Below are 1,249 nucleotides of genomic sequence, written 5' to 3'. Positions count from 1 at the left end.
TCCTCTTAAAAAAGCATGGTAAAATGGGGTCAAGGGGACTGGTCCCCTTGCGGGGGGTTCTGAAGGGGGGCGGAGCCGCCCCTTTCTTTCTTGCCTTAAAGTAAAGTATAGTTACCATTGAAATATAAAGAGGATACCCTTGACGTTTATAATTTAAAGGTTGTAACATTAGTTACATGATTTAAACAAACAAGAAAGGAAGGATAGATATTATGTCGGAAGCTCAGGAATCAAAGGTTTATGTGTGTGGTCTGTGCGGTTACATATACGATCCCAAAAAGGGGGATAAGAAGTCAAAGATACCGCCGGGGGTGGAGTTCAAGGATTTGCCTGAGGGGTGGAAGTGTCCCTTGTGTGGCGTTGGAGTGTCGCGGTTTAACGAGATGCTGTAGGCATTAGAGCGGTTGCAGACTGAACCACTATAGAATATGTCAAAAGAATATGTCAAACGGGCAAAGTAGCATAACCATAGCGATATCGCCGGCAGCGAGCGGCCAATGCAACGTCAATATCAACGGCGCATTATCGTATAACATATCTGCTGCCGAGGTTGCCGATCTCCTTGCGGAGACACGCAAGAACCTGTGGCGTCACGACCCTAACGCCGGAGCCGCCCTCGGAAGGCGGCTGTACGACCTGCTCAATCGTGGAGCGGGGACGATTCAGGCGCTCATCGACACTGCCAGGGCCACCGGTGCGCATACGCATCTGTATGTGCAGACGCCCTACGAGTGGACGCAGTTACCGTTTGAGTTGTTGCACAACGGCAGCTTTGTCCTGCCCAACCACAACATCCACATAATCCGGCTGGTTGATGACCGGGGGAAGTTGGCTGAGGTTGAGACCAAACAAGAGCCGCTCCGGATGCTATTTATGGCCTGCTCGCCAACGAACCTGAGAGAGAATACCCTCAACTTTGAACAAGAAGAAGAGCGCATTTTTGACACCGTGGGCAATTTCAATATTGACATGACGATAGAGGACTCCGGCAGCTTTACAGGGCTTGGGCTAACAAACAAAACAAGCGGAGGCTTTGACATCATCCACATAACGGGCCATGCCAGCCTGGACAAGGAGATGGGGCCGGTGTTCTGCATGGAGGATGAGGTTGGCAAGCTGCAGAAGGTCTCTCCGGCTATGCTGTGGGATGCGATCAAGGAGTTTCCGCCAAAGGTGCTATTTCTATCGGGCTGTTCAACCGGTAGCGCCGATGACAAGGCAAACTCGGAGTCGTTTGCCTACCATATGG

2 protein-coding genes are annotated in these 1,249 nt (G+C 51.0%); both read left to right on the top strand.

Annotated elements, in window-relative coordinates; translation table 11 throughout:
- Nucleotides 1-212: 212 nt before the first annotated feature.
- Nucleotides 213-392, top strand: a complete 180-nt coding sequence (locus HWQ67_RS18975; RefSeq protein ID WP_218254258.1) for a rubredoxin — start codon at nt 213-215, stop codon at nt 390-392.
- A 49-nt stretch (nt 393-441) separates the two neighbouring features.
- Nucleotides 442-1,249: CHAT domain-containing protein (locus tag HWQ67_RS18970; protein WP_218254257.1), on the top strand; the 808-nt coding region annotated here is incomplete at its 3' end.

This window comes from Candidatus Magnetobacterium casense, assembly GCF_019173545.1.
GTDB lineage: Bacteria > Nitrospirota > Thermodesulfovibrionia > Thermodesulfovibrionales > Magnetobacteriaceae > Magnetobacterium > Magnetobacterium cryptolimnobacter.
The sequence above is the reverse complement of the archived record's forward strand: the minus strand, read 5'-3'. Positions and strand labels throughout refer to the sequence as shown.